Source organism: Pseudoalteromonas aliena SW19, from assembly GCF_014905615.1.
GTDB lineage: Bacteria > Pseudomonadota > Gammaproteobacteria > Enterobacterales > Alteromonadaceae > Pseudoalteromonas > Pseudoalteromonas aliena.
Map to the genome: position 1 here is coordinate 393,586 of NZ_AQGU01000025.1, position 16,571 is coordinate 410,156.

At 38.7% G+C, this 16,571-nt stretch carries 12 protein-coding genes and 5 pseudogenes; 3 read left to right on the forward strand and 14 right to left on the reverse strand.

Annotated elements, in window-relative coordinates:
* The first annotated feature begins 3 nt into the window (after positions 1 to 3).
* The gene (locus tag PALI_RS07310; RefSeq protein WP_193155422.1) at positions 4 to 1,014 is read left to right on the forward strand and encodes a GlxA family transcriptional regulator; all 1,011 of its coding nucleotides are present in this window, start codon (positions 4 to 6) and stop codon (positions 1,012 to 1,014) included.
* 253 nt (positions 1,015 to 1,267) lie between these two features.
* Here PALI_RS07310 and PALI_RS07315 read toward each other — a convergent pair whose 3' ends face one another.
* From PALI_RS07315 to PALI_RS07325, 3 genes are read right to left on the reverse strand one after another with little or no spacing between them, the layout of a single operon-like run.
* Positions 1,268 to 1,780: an MgtC/SapB family protein gene (locus PALI_RS07315; protein ID WP_193155423.1), complete on the reverse strand. Its 513-nt coding sequence runs from the start codon at positions 1,778 to 1,780 to the stop codon at positions 1,268 to 1,270.
* A gap of 8 nt (positions 1,781 to 1,788) precedes the next feature.
* Positions 1,789 to 2,901 (reverse strand): GNAT family N-acetyltransferase/peptidase C39 family protein, encoded by a 1,113-nt coding sequence (locus PALI_RS07320; RefSeq protein WP_193155424.1) that lies wholly within the window; start codon positions 2,899 to 2,901, stop codon positions 1,789 to 1,791.
* 4 nt (positions 2,902 to 2,905) lie between these two features.
* The gene (locus PALI_RS07325) at positions 2,906 to 4,300 is read right to left on the reverse strand and encodes a RimK family protein (RefSeq protein WP_193155425.1); all 1,395 of its coding nucleotides are present in this window, start codon (positions 4,298 to 4,300) and stop codon (positions 2,906 to 2,908) included.
* Between the two features lie 303 nt (positions 4,301 to 4,603).
* Here PALI_RS07325 and PALI_RS07330 point away from each other — a divergent pair, with 303 nt between their 5' ends.
* On the forward strand, positions 4,604 to 4,942 hold the full coding sequence (locus PALI_RS07330) for a zinc ribbon domain-containing protein YjdM (protein ID WP_077537975.1): 339 nt from the start codon (positions 4,604 to 4,606) through the stop codon (positions 4,940 to 4,942).
* A 142-nt stretch (positions 4,943 to 5,084) separates the two neighbouring features.
* Here the strand turns inward: PALI_RS07330 and PALI_RS07335 are convergent, their stop codons facing one another.
* From PALI_RS07335 to PALI_RS20070, 5 genes and pseudogenes are all read right to left on the reverse strand, one after another.
* Complete coding sequence (locus tag PALI_RS07335) at positions 5,085 to 6,035, reverse strand: alpha/beta hydrolase family protein (RefSeq protein ID WP_077539021.1); 951 nt, start codon at positions 6,033 to 6,035, stop codon at positions 5,085 to 5,087.
* Positions 6,036 to 6,239: 204 nt separating this feature from the next.
* Positions 6,240 to 7,130: a GyrI-like domain-containing protein gene (locus PALI_RS07340; RefSeq protein WP_193155426.1), complete on the reverse strand. Its 891-nt coding sequence runs from the start codon at positions 7,128 to 7,130 to the stop codon at positions 6,240 to 6,242.
* 663 nt (positions 7,131 to 7,793) lie between these two features.
* Positions 7,794 to 8,540 (reverse strand): DUF2182 domain-containing protein, encoded by a 747-nt coding sequence (locus tag PALI_RS07345; RefSeq protein ID WP_193155427.1) that lies wholly within the window; start codon positions 8,538 to 8,540, stop codon positions 7,794 to 7,796.
* 9 nt (positions 8,541 to 8,549) lie between these two features.
* Positions 8,550 to 9,995 (reverse strand): tyrosinase family protein, encoded by a 1,446-nt coding sequence (locus PALI_RS07350; protein ID WP_193155428.1) that lies wholly within the window; start codon positions 9,993 to 9,995, stop codon positions 8,550 to 8,552.
* Positions 9,996 to 10,316: 321 nt separating this feature from the next.
* Positions 10,317 to 10,571, reverse strand: a pseudogene (locus tag PALI_RS20070) (hypothetical protein); the annotation flags it as partial.
* Positions 10,572 to 10,601: 30 nt separating this feature from the next.
* Between PALI_RS20070 and PALI_RS20415 the strand changes: the two are divergent.
* Positions 10,602 to 11,141: pseudogene (locus PALI_RS20415) on the forward strand (transposase); the annotation flags it as partial.
* A gap of 33 nt (positions 11,142 to 11,174) precedes the next feature.
* Here the strand turns inward: PALI_RS20415 and PALI_RS07365 are convergent.
* The 6 genes and pseudogenes from PALI_RS07365 to PALI_RS07390 form a co-directional block, all read right to left on the reverse strand.
* Positions 11,175 to 11,930 carry a methyltransferase domain-containing protein gene (locus tag PALI_RS07365; RefSeq protein WP_193155430.1) on the reverse strand — a complete coding sequence of 252 codons (756 nt, stop codon included), beginning with the start codon at positions 11,928 to 11,930 and terminating at the stop codon, positions 11,175 to 11,177.
* Between the two features lie 124 nt (positions 11,931 to 12,054).
* Positions 12,055 to 12,342, reverse strand: a pseudogene (locus tag PALI_RS07370) (TipAS antibiotic-recognition domain-containing protein); the annotation flags it as partial.
* 203 nt (positions 12,343 to 12,545) lie between these two features.
* Positions 12,546 to 12,995 (reverse strand): hypothetical protein, encoded by a 450-nt coding sequence (locus PALI_RS07375; protein WP_193155431.1) that lies wholly within the window; start codon positions 12,993 to 12,995, stop codon positions 12,546 to 12,548.
* A gap of 30 nt (positions 12,996 to 13,025) precedes the next feature.
* Positions 13,026 to 14,408: pseudogene (locus PALI_RS07380) on the reverse strand (transposase); the annotation flags it as partial.
* Between the two features lie 238 nt (positions 14,409 to 14,646).
* A complete protein-coding gene (locus PALI_RS07385; RefSeq protein WP_193155433.1) occupies positions 14,647 to 15,636 on the reverse strand; it encodes a hypothetical protein in 990 nt (329 codons plus the stop codon).
* Positions 15,637 to 15,990: 354 nt separating this feature from the next.
* A pseudogene (locus PALI_RS07390) lies at positions 15,991 to 16,529 on the reverse strand (IS91 family transposase); the annotation flags it as partial.
* Positions 16,530 to 16,571: the final 42 nt, after the last annotated feature.

The window sequence follows — 16,571 nt, forward strand, 5'->3', positions numbered from 1 at the left end:
TATATGACTGATAAACACACGAATCCACCTATAAATATTGCTATAGCGGTATATCCGCATTTATTAGTGACTAGTTTAACGCTACCAATTGAAATGCTAAGAGCCGGCGAGGCCTTTGCTAAAGGGCACCTTGATAAGCAAAGCTTTAGACCACTTGCTATAAATTTAGTGGCTAAAAGTGCTGGATCTATACCCACCCGCGCAGGCCTTGCTATAAATCCTAATTGCATAACAACTAACGCGCCCTACAGTGATTTAATTATAGTGCCGGGTATTTGGCGAAACCCACGCCCTGTTGTACGTACAAATCAACACGTAGTTGATTGGCTAAGCCAAAGCTTTAGCGCAGGCAGTCATATAATTGGTGTAGGCACTGGCAACTGCTTATTAGCTGAGGCGGGGTTACTTGACGGTCACCCTGCTACCACCCATTGGCATTACGCCAAGCAATTTAGCCATGACTACCCGCAGGTGCGCTTAAAGCCTGACTTTTTTATAACCCAGTCAGAGCGAATGTATACGGTAGCGAGTCTTAATGCGCTTGCAGATGTGATCGTGCATATTATTAGCCAGTACTATACAAAAGCCGCCGCTCAACATGTAGAGCGTAATTTTTCACACGAAATACGCAAACCCTACGAAGATCAACGCTATTTAGAAGGTGCAGTTGACCGCCACCCCGATGAGCTAATTGCGCAAATTCAGTTTTGGCTAAAAACCAATTTAGCCACCGAGCTAAACTTGCAAGAAGTAGCGGCCCAATTTAGCTTAAGCTATCGTACTTTTACCCGCCGTTTTAGAGCAGCAACGAATCAAAGCCCTATTGAGTATTGGCAGCAATTACGCGTAGAAGGTGCGAAGGAGTTATTAGCATCATCAAATTTATCAATTCAAGAAGTAGCTTTAGAAGTGGGGTATAACGACCAAGGGCATTTAACACGCGTGTTCAAAAAAGTATTAAGCCAAACGCCCAGTGGTTATAGAAAAGTAGTCAGGCGAAAGCTCTTTGGTTAATTAACCTGAGCTCTGGTTAAGAGATTTACTAACGTATTGAATCATGGTGATATTTAAATTTATTTTCTCTAGCCAGAGATTTTCAGTGAAAACAAGGCGAATTTATGCGTCAATAGCTGGCCTATTGCAAGTAAATTCAACGCAGTTAGCGCTGAAAATAGCTGCTCTAGATAGATTTATTATCCAGAGTTCAGGTTAATTATAGTGCTTGTTCGAATTGTACTTATTTCAATAACACTAAAAAACGCCACTTTTAGTGGCGCTCCGTGTCATCAAACTCTTTTCGATAGTAACGTTTTTGATAGTTTTTTACTTTAGTGTGCACGCCTTTGCTTAAGCTTTTAAATTTAGCCTCAAGTACGTCTACACCATATAAAATGCCAACCACCAGCACCGAAAGCTTTATAGCAGCCCCTAAGTTTTCAGTCGCTATCATAACGCCTATTGATGCAAGCACCCAGATGGTTGCAGCGGATGTAACACCAACTACCGCACCATCTTTTGCGAGCATAACACCTGCCCCTAAAAAGCCAATACCTGTAATTATTTGCCCAACTACACGAGAATGATCTATTACATCCCCTTGTAAATTAAACGCAGTGGATAAAAACAAATACGTACCCAAGGTTATTAACGCTGATGTACGAATACCTACAGGCTTGCCGCGCAATTGGCGTTCTATTCCAATAATAGCACCGCAAAAAGCCGCAGTACCAATAGCTGCCCACGAATACGGGGCTACATCAATTAAATCTAAAAAAGTCACTGTTAACCTTATATTTTATTAGCTATAGCCACCGCCGTTCTTAAACGTTGGCTACCAAACGCTGACATTTTACTAAAATCACTTCGTGCAATAGGCACATATTGGCAATCTATTGCGAGCTGTTTATCGTTACCGAGCTCACAAAATGGGTCGTGAACATATACGCAGTGCTCATCAAGGTGCGTAACACACACCCAGTGTGGCGATTTTTTACCATCAAAACTGTATGTACTAATTAATAACAGCACACTAAAGCCTTTACTCAGCCACTGCTCAATATGCTCAAGCTCTACATCTTTATGCGTAAGCGGTATATTTGCCTGTGCAATACTATCTACAAATTGTTGATGCACTGTGGCAAGTACCACTTTTTTGTTTTCGTTGCGTACGCCATCTAAAAACAAAGGCTCGGTGGTATTAACCATTACCTCGCTTTTAAAACCACGCTTATTAGCGGCAAGTGCCAAACCAAACGGATGGCAACCACCATGACCCGATGTCATAAAAATGGTGGTACCTTCACGCCAGAGTGCTAACTCATGTGATTGGCTAAGCTCAGTTGTTGGCTCAAGTGCGCCCATTGCCATTAATAGGGCAGCAGGTCCGCACGTAAACTCGGTAGTTTGCTGATACCACGGCGTTAAACGCGCCACTTTTAACTCACTTGTTTGTCGAATGTTTTTTTGCATTCGTAGTGCATCACTGTGGTCATCGTAATAATCGCTATATTGACCAAACACCCTGTAACCTAAGCTTTTATAAAGCCCTATCGCACCTTCGTTATTTACAGCCACTTCTAAACGAAGGTAAATACGCCCGCGCTTACACGTTTCTTTTTCAAGGCTAGTAAGCAATGCCTTTGCAATTCCCTTTCCTTGCATTGTGGGTTTTACAGCAAGCGAATATAAACGCCCTAAACGCGTGCCTTTATGGCACCACACTAGCCCGTAACCACATAGTTGCTCGCCATTTTCTGCAACGAGTAAAATACCGTGCTTAGCATTTAGCCAGCGCTTTAGACTGCGCGGGCTCAATTTATCGTTATTAAAGCAGGCGTTTTCAACGTCAATCAGTGCATTTAAATCACTGCCAAGCGCCTTTCGAATAACAAGCTTGCTCATGTTATTAACCACGACCTCGTGCTTCTAAGCGTTGTTTAAACTCATCCATAATGATCATGTATAGCTCGTCGCCTAAATAGCCGTCTTCTACTTTGTGATCAATACTTGGATTGTCGTTTACTTCAAGCACATATGCTTTGCCTAGATGCTCTTTAACATCAACGCCATATAAACCCCTACCCACTGTTTTACATGCTTTTAATGCTGCATCTAATACCGATTTTGGTAACTCAAAGGTTGGCAATGTTTCAAAGCCACCAGAGAAAAACCGTTTAGCATCGTGGTTATAAATTTGCCAATGGTTACGCGCCATTAAATAGCGGCATGCATAAATTGCACGACCATTTAACACACCCACTCGCCAATCGTATTCGGTATACATGTATTCTTGTGCAAGCACTAATGCGCTAAATTCAAACAGCTCTGTAAGCTTAGCTTCAAGCTCATCACGGTTTGATACTTTATAAACACCTTTTGAGAAAGACCCTTCAGGCATTTTTAAAACAAGCGGATACGTAAACGCTTCTTCTAGCTGCTCAAGCGTTTCACTTGATTGATCAGCCACTACAACCGTTTTTAAACTTGGCACTTTTTGATAATTAAACGCATCGTGTAAATACACTTTATTACAACAACGTAAAATAGACTCAGCATCGTCAATAACCACTAAACCAATGCTTTGCGCTTTGCTTGCAAGGCGATACGTTGGATGGTCAATCGCTGTAGTTTGGCGAATAAATAACGCATCAAACTGGGCTATGTTATCAATTTCGTCAAAGCTTAATGCTTGTGCATTAATGCCGTGTTTAGCGGCGGCTTTAATAAAGCGTGCAATGGCGTCTTTATCGCTCGGCGGTACTTTTTCGTTATGATCAACAAGTATTGCCATGTCCCATCTAAAACGACGTTGCACTGAGCCAATACGCCACTGCGTTTTAGTAAAGTTATCTAGTTTAGCTACAAATTCGCTGTACTGCTGCTCGCTTAAAGACGATAAAGACCCTTGTTGCAATAATCCCTTTTCATCAACAAATAAAATAGGCGTTGGGTATTGTTTAAATACCGACTTAGCCGCTTTTGATTGTAAATCGTTTTGTGTATTACCAAAGTAAAGTGTGCCATCTATTTGGCCCACATTTAACATAGGGGCTTGACCACTACGCAATGCGTTTATTGTTTTTACACTTGGCAAAACTTGGTGCTTGCGCGCCTCTGCAAGTAACGAGCAATAGTAACCTTTGCTCAAGTATTGGCTTGAGTCGCACAGATTAATAATGCGTGTTTTTGGCTCATTTTGTTTTGGGTAATCACGTAAATAAGTATTAAACGTAATTACATTTTCGAACGATTGAGCAAGCGTTTGCTCGTTGTTATCAACCACAATTAAGGTTTTAAACACGACTTTTCCTAGTTAAGTCAAAATATAAAAAACATGCTTAGTAAAATACTCAGCATTATAAATAGAAACACCCATCGTACTAAGTGGGCATTGCGCGTATCACTTAATATGATGGGTGCTTTAACAGGTACCTACTGTACGAGTTAGCGCTTAAATTGCTTAAGCGACATGTGCTTTATATGCCCTTTTTTTAAAACGCACAAACGAGATATTTTTAGCGTGAAGATGAAAAATATTGATTAACTATATTTTCTAACTAATGCAGATTAAAATACGCAAAACAATACCTTAAGAGAGTTAAAAATGTCGCTGCCTGCTTGCCCAAAATGCCACTGTGAATATGTTTACGAAGACCAACAACTGCTTGTTTGCCCCGAATGCGCTCATGAGTGGAACCCAGATAACACACACGATGAAGCCGTTATTTTAGTTAAAGATGCCAATGGCACTGTGCTAAGTGATGGCGACAAAGTGACAGTAGCCAAAGATTTAAAAATTAAAGGCAGCTCGCAAGTAATTAAAATTGGCACCAAAGCGGTCGTTAGAAGAGTGCTTGATAAAAAAGATCACGAACTTGATTGTAAAGTAGAAGGCATTGGCGAAATGATGGTAACAGCCAAGTTTGTGAAAAAGGCGAACTAAAATAGGATAACCTGAACTCTGAATAATAAATCTATCTCAAGCAGCTATTTTAAGCGCTAACTACGTTGAATTTACTGAAAATCTCTGGCTAGAGAAAACAAGAAGGTGAATTTTTTCGTATCACCTTCACACAACTTGTATACTAGGTATCTGTTTTATCTAAACCATTTCTATAAATAAAGCTAAATACATGCCCGAGTATTTCTTTGTGTATTTTTTTGCGATCAACACCGTCTCGATCCTTGCACAAATATACGCCTTTTACTTTACGTTCTGAGTCACATTTATCAATGTATACAAAATGACCTGCGTTTTGTTCAATACCGACTAAATTCGCACCTTGAATATGCTCCGCATAATATTTGGAATGTGTGCTGTACGGTAGAAAGTCATTCTCTATGGAGCCTAAAATTAGGGTAGGAACATTTATGTTAGCTAGGCTCTGTTCGCTAACGGCATGTCCCAAGGCCGGATCTAAGGCAATAACAGCTGCAACTCGCTCGTCTTGCATTTTTTCTTGTAGCAAACCAATCTTTTTTAACATATCTTTATTCATTGGCTTACGCTTATTTTGCTGTCCATAGTCACAGCCTCTATCATCTTTTGCCTTCTCTAACGAACAATAAGCTTGCGACTTACCTTCCTCTAAAATAGCTCCCGCCATTGCTAAAGAGGTAAAACCGCCCGAAGAATGACCAAACATTATTACATTGTCCGTTTTAAGCGAGGTATTAAATAGCCCGCCTTCAGATAAACTATCAATTGCAAAACTTACATCTTCAGGTCGCTGCCAGAAGCGCATAGCCGAACTCGGATCAATGTTTTGAGCTCCATAAACCCATGACTCACCAAAATGTGCAACTCCAGCAACAACCCAACCTTGTGATGCCAATGCATAGCCCAGCCAGTTCATTTCACGGGGAGAGCCAAATGCTCCGTGAGAAATAATCGCAACCCGCTGATTTTTTTGCTTGGGTGATAAGCAAACCTTTGCTTCGCAAAGCTCTACACCACCTTGATACCAAAACTTGATTTTAACGGGTCGATTAACTTTGTGGTTAAAAAAATCTACTTCTGCTGTCTTAAGCTCCATAGCACTGCCAGAAATGGCTTGAGCACTGAAAAAAAGAATAAATAACATAATGCAGGCACAACAAAGTCTAGTTATATTTAGGTTCATAGTTCTCTCTATTTATTTTTAATTGTACATTCTATACCTAAAATATACGTGCATTATTAAGACTGAGCTGTGCAGAAAGTGCGGTTTTTTTTAAGAAAAGTCACTTTTAGCCTAATGTTAACTTTTCTTTTTTTCAGCAGAGTTTTCTACTGCAAAATACAGCTCCGTTTTAAGTGCTTCAGGCTTAGTTTCCATTGGGTTATTCAGATATAACTGCACAATTTGTTGATCTTTAAGCTTGATGCTATTAGGTAGTACCCATTGGGCATAAATCTGCGAAATAGTTTGCCACATGCAATCGTGTGGGCCTGTATGTGTAAAACAGGCCCATCGGCCTGCCTGCCACTTAAAAGTTTCTAATTTCGCATGGTGAGTAGAGAGTCCCTCAACAAAGCCAGCAAAAAAACGGCTTTGTGTCTGCTCGCCTACCCACGGATTATCAACAGAAACACCTATAGGCTGTAACTCTGTATAACTTAAAAGCTCAGCCATAGTACCTAGACGCCCAAATAGTTCTCCAGCCACTGTTGAGAAAGATTGCTCATTAAAACCTTTACCATAAAAACCGAATACTTTTCGCTCAGGTAATGTTTTCCAGACGGGTAACAATTTTTGATCAGTTTTTAGTTTCCTAGGCTTTAGGCTACCAGCACGGTCATTGTTCGGTAAATTCCCTTGAATTATATCGCTTGGCGTAACAGAGAAGTTCTTTTTAAACACCCTTGAAAAGGATGAAGGAGAATCATAGCCGACGCTAAGAGCAACATCGATAATATTGTGGTTTCCTTGTTTAATTAAATGTAAGGCTTTTTCGAGTTTATGCCGCTGAATAAACTCACCCAACGGGTAACCCGTCGCCGCAAAAAATATGCGATTAAAGTGATACTTAGAGAAGCCTGTATAATTTGCCAAACTATCCAAGCTAATAGCCTGATCGCTATGATCATAAATATACTGTCCGACTTGGCTAATGATTTTTGCGTTTTTGTTGTTTGAAGTATCTACCACGGTATTGACCCAACTTCCACAGTGTAAAATCTAACAGTCATATCACTTAACTGTATGCAAACGAGCCAGTTGATTAACTCGCTTAAATTTATTTTTATTAATGTCTCAACCATAGACGAGTTCCTCTTTTGATTCAATCGGATACGACGTGAAATATTAAAAGAGGATTGGGTGTTGTTTTAATATGGGGTTTAGGTGGTGTTACAGGTATTAAAGTACTTATTTGAAGTGATATTTATAGGTGTTATCCTAATTAGTTTCGTACTTTATCTAAAGGAAAGCAGGCTCACTACCCCAGACTTTATCTTTATTATAAAAAGTTGTTACGGACTATCTATTCAAATTTGATTTTATCTGTAAACCCTCATTTTCATGTGATCCTTGTTTATAAAACAGACTAAACACCCTGTTCTAATTGGCGATTTCTGTAATAATTATAATGAGTGTCATCCTAACTTCTTATACTAACTTCTTATACTTTCTTGGTCGAAAGTTCGGATCTCGGAACAAACATTTAGTTCAATTTCTTAAATGAGATTCAGATTAGTTATTAGCGAAATAAAAAACCATCAAGCTTTGATGGTTTTTTTGTGGCTTTCATACCGTATTTAAAGCATAAAAATTACTTTTTGATAATCCTCCTGTCAAAAGTCAATTTTGCTGCTAATAAAACATGATCAGCTCCCAAACGGAAAGTAACATACAGGTATTTCTCAACAAGTTCTTTTTATTTCTATAAAGATGCTTTTCGTAAAATAGCGCTATAGTTAAAATTGCCATTTGCAACAGGCTGTGCCCCGCAATATGCATTGCAATCATAATATGCGCACAGGTTTGAACACATTTTACACCCTCATCAAAACCTATTCTCAGAATATCTATATCGGCTTTTAGACCAGTTATCCTAGGAGCCCAAATACTACCGCAAGCTGTGAGCAATCGAATCCTAAACTTTGCATTGCACAAAAAACCAGCCAGTGCGTATGCAATCGCAGCAACAGGAAAGCCTTCAAACATCATTGTCAAAGATGAATCAGCCAACAACGCTGTTAAATACAGCAGCACTAAACCAAATATAAACCAAATAAGAGAGTAGCCAAAAATGAACACAACTAAACTTCTTGATTGTCTTGTCAATGGTATTCGATTTACTATCGAGCGGATTGTACCGCTAGTCATTGGAAGCATCATTGCATAAACCATAACCATCCAATCGAATGCCAGTTTCAACAAAGAAGACTCTGTATTTGCATGCATACCATGGTGCATATGTTGATGATGAGGTGCATTCCCTATACTCAATTGCTGCCATACATAATAAACCCAAAGCAAAGCAGCAAATACAAGTACAAACCAATGTGGGTTAGCTACTTTTAAGTAGCTAACCCTTCTTCTAGACGGGGTAAGCATAGCGTATTATCAAACCTCAGCTTTAATACTTACTCGACCTACTATTACATTGGCCTCACCAAGCTCCCTATTCGGCTCAATTTCAATTCGTAAGTCTTCAATTTTCCAACCCGATTGCTTACGAAGTTGTTCAAGCGCTTCGGTAGCATCAAGCTCGACATTAAGACCAGTTCCCGCATGACGTACACTTGCTGTAGAAGCCTGTGTTAAACCAAACAACCCTATTTTACCTACGAAAACACGCTCGGAACTTGCAAACGTTTTCACAAACACGTTAACAGGCCCAACTACACCCGAACCTGTAATGTTATCTAGAGCGATAATAACTTGACTCGACCTTTGAGTAGTTAAAGTGGCCAATGCAGATACTTTAGCAACCTGTTGCTTTTCTGGTAGGAACTCAAGTTTTGCAGACGTCGATTTCGAACTCAACGAGAAAGACTTTGTTGTTGCAGCAATAGTGTCAAACATTTCATTTCCTTCCAATGAAATCAATGCAGATACCTTATTACCATCATGCGACTTCACATCAGGATAATTCTCACTATAGGTGTACCCAAGCGCCTCTGTAGACAATACATCCTTAACTTTAACACTTACAGGGTTAGCTTTAGCATCATGAAAATCAAATGCTTGATCAAGCCAACTAGAGTCGCTAGTGTTCTCTCGACCTTGGTCAATCCAGCTCTGCCATAAGCGGTCAATGTTTGCGTGATGTAACCAAAAAATAGGATCTAAAGCAGCTGTATTTGGATCACCCATCGCTCCGCCAATATCAACATGGATTAAGTTGTGCGGGTTATTTTCTAATTTACCAAAAGTGCCTGAATCGTGACTAAACCCAGTTTTAACACCTCCAAAACTTTGTGAAGGTTGCACAGTTGTGAAGTGCTCTAGTGCAAGAGCCGCTTCACAACTCGCATCCTGTTTAGAGCTGAGCGTATATTGCGCTCTTTCTTCCATCCATAATCCTGTAAAGTCAGGGGTTGGCTGCTTTGTGCCAAATTCTGTAGGTAAATTTAACGCTTGCAGTTGCTGATCATCATTGAGCGCAGGGTTATTTGCATCACAGTAGTTCCAGTAAGGTAAAGTCCAATTTTCAGGTCCACCTAACTCTATAACCGTTTTTGCCACAATCGCTTCAAAAAATTGCAGATACATTCTATGCCAAGGTAAAAAATACCATGTACCATGCTGACATTGTTGCCAAAATTGGCTGTGAACAAGCGAATTAGGTGGTGGGAAGCCTTGGGCTTGCTGCCAAATACTAAACTGGCTCCAACTTTCGCCTAGAGCTAAGTTAGCACTTTTATCTAATCCATAACCATGAATAGCACCTTGATACCACCAACTTGTTGGGTCAGTAATATCTTTTTTCTTCATTGCTTCTACTGCTCTTGAATACCAAAGTAGTGTATCGTCAGTTATTTCACTGGCATTTTTCCTTACACGCATCGAAGTCACTCCGTCTAGTAAATTAAAAATATATTAAATGTAAGCTAAATTATTTCTAGCCAGCTTAAAATATAGCAGCTTATTCGCAATTGATATTACAATGCATTACACGTACTTTGGTTAACACGACTAAACTAGACAGCCAATCTAATTGAAAAACAAAACTGTTCCATTCAATCTACTTTTTAGGTTAATAATTTATCTTTTATCGCTAGGTTATTTTCATCCACAAAATAAGTCATTAACTCCATTAGACCTGAATTATGAGCATGAAAATAACTGCACCTTTGCAGTTTTAATTTTTACTGAGTAGTTAAGGTTTTATGCGAGTAGCTTTTCGCAGTTACTGCTATTCACCCGCCGTTCTCGATTTAGATTTAGATTTAGATTTAGATTTAGATTTAGATTTAGATTTTCACAATAACTTACTTGTAATGACGGTCTGCCTACTGCACCGTGAAATACGCGTGTAAATTGTGTGGTGAGTTTTAACCAGTTTTCAGGGGAAATATTGACTCTTTCGAGTAAGTGTAAGTGTAAGTGTGTACTTTCAATATGCCCTCGCTTGCCTTCTTTTGCATATGTCAAGCGTAGTTGAGCGCTGGTATGGCAATAACACGATTTGATGACGAAATTAAAACGCTTTATAAGTAACATAAAGATCGCGCTATTTTTGATAGCTTACCTGGTGCGGTGCCACAATTAGCGCCTCGATTATTAGCTGCAATGAGGTCAAATCGTGACCGTTATAAGTGCGCCGATGACATACACAAATACGCAGACATTGCTCCAGTAACCGAGCGCAGTGACAAGAAGGAATGGATATACTGGCGATACTCTTGACTAAATTTTTAAGGCAAACATTTGTGGGATGGGCAGGATTATCTGTGTGTTATTCATTTTGGGCTAAAGCATCGTTACTTGGCCACGATAGTTGGCCACGATAGTTGGCAGCAAGAAGCCAAAGGAAAACCCACGCTTATAAATTAAGAACTACCACCATTAGATCATTGGTATTTAAGTGGATACGAATCCTATTTAGGTGCTGGAAAACACATACGCCCTACGATGAATCAACTTACTTAACTGCATTGAAAAGTAAGGGGTTCACCGCTGTTAAAATTTGCGGTGGAAAGTGAGCTTTAGCGCTTACTGTACTCCTCAGGGCGTTTTGTTAGTTTATTTTTTGACTCCGATTAAAACTGTTCTTGTTTCTCCTGATGAGTCCTTTGGCTTCCTATCAATAGTTACATCAAACCCTGCTTTTTCCATCGATGTTTTATAAACATTTGCACCAAATAAGCCTAAAGTCATACTATCAAAATCAAAATTTGTCCCTTCCTCATTATCTAATATATACGATGTGGTTGTTTGTAATATATTGGTGTTTGATGATGATTTATTAATATAGTCAATTATGGTGAGTAAACCAAACGGTGTTTTCCGAGTGACATGATATATCATCGGTTTAGTAAATTCATCTGCATCAAATTCTGGCGATAACATAAATAATCCACCTTGAACTAAATGAGCGGATGCTGTAACACAGACATCATTAATTCCATCGACAGTGTCGATATGTCCGATTCCATCATGCACTAATACAGCATCATATTTATTTTCCAAGCGAATGTTTCTCATGTCGCCTTTATGGCATTTCACTCTAGGATTCAAAGAACCACACTGACACAGCATTTCTTCAGATAAATCAACCACTTCAGCATCAACGCACTCTGATAAGTAAGAAATCAAATAACCAGGTCCTGAAGCCATCTCTAATAATTTCACTTTTCGAGCTGGGAAATAATATTTTAATATTGAATGCCAATAGCTTGCTTCTGGTTCGTAATCTTCTCTCACTATCACATAGGGATAAAAGTGGCTTAATTCACCATATAATCGGTTCTGCTCTATTTTATTAATGTTAAATTTCATTGTTTCTAGATACCCGTTTAAACCAACGCCCAAATAATGGACAAATATCAGTTGGTTAAAATAAGCGACGCAGGAGCAAAAACCAACTGTTATTTGTCCTGATTAATTTGCTTGTTATGTGATTTTATAAATGACTACCTGCGTAATGGATAATTGCATCACCTAAATAATTAACCATTTCTGGGTGATACGAATTATGAAAAATTTTCATATCGTCATTTTCTTTATAAAATATTCCCATGCCTATATATGCTTCTTTGGTTGGGGTATAGAAACGACAAGCTATTTCAAAGTGCTCTTTCATTAATGCTTGAACACTGTGATTATCAACGGCTGTTTCATCAACGTACTCTGCTAATTTTTTATACAGAATATCCCAGTCTTGATGGACAAGTTCTCTATTAACATGCGCCCAATTATCTGTTGTTGATAAGCTGTGAGCTTACTCCATATTAAGAGCATTTTTACATTCAGCTAAATATTCTTTACTCAATTTATTCATTTATAGATATTCCATTAATTATATATTTATTTGCGACAAACTATCCGAATCACATAACGCTTAACATATGGGGGTTTTAAATTCCCACTATAATGTTTTTGTTAGTAGCACACTCACTGCTCCTTAAAATATGTACACGTATAATAAAATTCCGAAACTCCCTTTAAAAAAATCATGAATGGAGCTGAACAGGTAAATAATAAAAAGCTAACTAATGATTCTGAGTTTTTCGCATCATAAAACCATGCAACTACACATAGAACAATAGGTATTATTAGTGCAATTAAGGTTGCTTTTAGTCTTTTCTGTTCACTTTCTCTTATGACACTAAAAGGCACATCTTTATAAATATTTTTTTCTGCATCGTAACGTTCATCACTACTAAAAAAAGATTTAAAAGGAATCTTGAAAGGTAATTCTGCTTCATAAACATAGTAAAACCAATATACGAAGCACGGTGAAAACATTATTAGAAATTTCAAAACTGAACAAGCTCCCAGTGCTACTAACGAGCCTGTAGTTTTACTCGTTTTTTTATTTGTTTTTATTGATAAGCAAACCATAGCTGAGTTCCTATTTTGATTCAATCAATTACTGTATTGTCGTCGCCCTATTGGGCTGTCTATTTTTACTTTCATCTTATCAACATAGCTCAGCTTTTTGCGTGATTCATTATTTATAGACTGTACTTGCTGCCCTGTTTTTATAGGTGGCTTTCGCATACATTGCTGTTGTAGTGGGCATACTTTGCAATCTTTTAAGTAACCGCAGAATCGCGTGTATTGTTGGTTATGACTTTTTACATTAACCCCACTTCGCCACATATCATTGCCTGCGGGGCAGCGGCATGCTTGGGTTGCTTCATCATAATGAAAATCGTCTGAGGTAAATAATCGTGGCTTGCCTTTACTGCGTTTTAGTCGACGCTTTTCTTGCTCTGTTTCGTATGTTTCGCTGTCTTTAAACAGCGGATTTCGTTTTCTAAATTGGTTATCCGCAATGTAGCTATCAAACCCACTTTTCGCCATATATTCAAGGTTCACTTCGCTGTTAAACCCACTGTCTGCGGTGAATTTAATCGTGTGCTCGTCTTTGGGTTTGTCAGTGTTTAATTTATCGAGCTGTTGTTTTAATTGCTTAACAGCTGGCTGTAGAGTTTGTTGCTCACCCACTGAGCCCCACGCTTGTGCTTGTAGGATGATTTGGTGTTTATCGTCATTAATCGCGATGCCGTTGTAGCCTTGAATTGTCCCTTTTGACGTGGTCATTTTCGCACTATCTGGATCAGTGATATTACTTTTAACAGGCTTGCCTTTACTGCCTATTTTTTCTTTGTGAGTGGCTAAGAACTCGGTAATTTTACCTGCACTTTTATCTAGCTTTTCTTTTTGTTTTAAATCCTGAGTTATCAATTCTTCGCCCAGCCCATCTTGTGATTGGTGGCGTTCAATAATACGTTTGCTTGCGCGTTCTAGTTTTGCTTTTTTGCGACCTAACTCATCGAATGTGCCACTCCACTCTTTACTCGCATTGGACTTTAATTTACACCCATCAATGGCAAACATGTTACGGCCTATCAAGCCTTCTTCATCACATATCATCAGCACTTGCGTAAAAAGCGGCTCAATCTGTTCATGCATTTTAGCCACAAAACCCGCTATAGATGTGTAATGCGGCTGGATATCACCCGACACACTCATAAATAAAATATTATGCTCGCAAGCCTTTGCAATCCGACGGCTACTGATCAAACCATGTGCATAGCCCAGTAAAATAATCTTTAGCATTACCGAAGGTGGATACGCCGCCGCGCCCGTTTTGTCATTGTTGTACCACGCGTCAAATCCCGATAAATCGAGTTTATTTTCGACAATATAACAAAGGGCATACTCAAAAGTGCCAGGCAGAATTTGCTCAGCGAAATTGATAGGAATGAATTTATTTTGACAGGATAAGTCAGGCTTGTAGTTAGCCATAACAGTTTACCGTGGGTGAATAATATCTATTAGATCACAGCGAACAGATGGACTCAAGGTTAAAAAGCAATCAATTTGAAATAGTAGAATACGTTCCTAAAAAGAGTAATTCTACAGCCTCAACGCCTGCATAACACGTTTGCTACGATACAGACTTAGCTGAATTTTACTGCCTTAATCACTGAAACTAAAGGCAAACTGACAACGCCGAATGTAGCAAATCGTGTTGATGCAATTGTTAGGTGTTTTTTCCAAAAGTAAATGAATCATCTTCAAAATTTATAATTGACAAATGGTCAGGTATCCCTTTAATGCGTAAAATTTCTTGAAAGTCTTTCGCTGATACATCACAAAATGTCATGGGTTCCATTAATGCACTCTGCTCTCTTGAGTAAATCATGCCAAAGTTCCCGTGCGGAAAATAAATAGGCAGCCTATAGATTACTGAGCTTCCTACACTTACAGCAAAAGAGCCTTCACGATTACTACCTACAGGGATAGTTGATACCCCCTTTAATAGAGATTTAGTTCTACCAAAACCTATTGGATAGCATTCAAAATAACCACAATACTTAAAACTATAACCGTTAAATACTGAAGATATAACAAATCCACCTACATCTTCGATTTTTTCACCCCAAACCACATCACGCATAGCAAAATGGGAACGAGTATAAATTTCGTTCAACTCTTTATCTTGCGTTGGCATTGCAGCAGTAAATATCAGTGTAGAAGAATCTTTACTCATGTGATCATTCAATTTATTTTGACCTGATAACTTAATGAAAGTTTCTTGATATATTCTAAAAGCATCATATGAACCAATCCAGGCGACATTAACGTCAGAAACACTTCCATCCTTAATGGAAAATATTTTACTGTGACTCTCTTCAGGAGAGCCAATAGACAATATAAAATCAGTTTCTTGGTTAGATTCAATATGTAGATAATGAAGGTGACCAATAAGATTATTTATATTGAACTCAACTCTTTCACCAATTTTACCCGGAAAATAAGAAAGCACCCTTTCTGCAATCGAAACATTCCCCGCAAACGATAGGTTGACGTCAGGTGTTAGGTTGATAGTCTTTATTGTTCCTTCACTAGGCCTATGATGTTGAATTCTTTTAGGATCCGGATCATATTGATCGACTTTAGGATAAGTAAGACGGGTGTCACTATTTATGATTATTTTATTTCCTATTTTTCTAGCCACTATTAAAGTCATTTGAACCCACTATATCTAAATTAACACCTAACGTCTTAGTATTTATACGTTACGTTGTTTGTATCGTATAAATACCTTGTTGAACGAAGCATACTCCTCACTCAACATTTTTATTGGTATGCTTAATGCTATAGGAATTCTCTTTTTTAGGGAAGTCGTTGATTGCAGTTTTATTGGACACCCTTTTACTACTAGACGGGTTAGTTACTGTTCATTAATTTTATTTCTACGCTTTTTTATAGCGTTTCTGCCTGCTGTTATCTTTTTTGCTTATTTTAGGCAGCACCACATCTAAGCTGATCCTCTGTTACACCAACTTAGTTAACGAGTTATTGTTAACGGTTCGACTTACTATTAACCACTATTCATTATGATGCTTCCCGTCGCTAGGCCGTCTATTTTTGCATCCTTTATACAAAGGCTTTTCAGTATCAGCCGCCCTTGCTTACATGATGGACACGGCCAATTAACGCTAACCGGCACTGGTGTCTCTGACTTTCCTTGATTTACAGCCTCATACTTACCTATTTGTGCGCTGATAATATCCCGCTTTTTGGCTCTACACGCACTGGCTAAAAAACCGTAGTGTCGTATTCGCATAAATCCACTTGGGAGCACATGCAGTAAATAGCGCCTGATAAATTCTATGCCCGTTAATGTCATTCGCTTTATTTTGCTGTCTCGGTAGTCTTTATAGCTAAACGTGACACTTTCTTTTGTTACCTGCTTGAGTCGTCCTTCATGCAACATGCCTTTACGTGTGTAGCGCCCAAGGTATTTCAACACCGTTTTCGGCTCGGTCAAATTCACCTTGCTGTGTACGCACCATGATTTTTTCATGAGCAATTCGTTTTGAGGTATCGTTAGTTTATGGCCCTAATGGCTGCTAGCATTTAAGACTGTATATATAAACAGTTTAATTTAACTAGTATAGA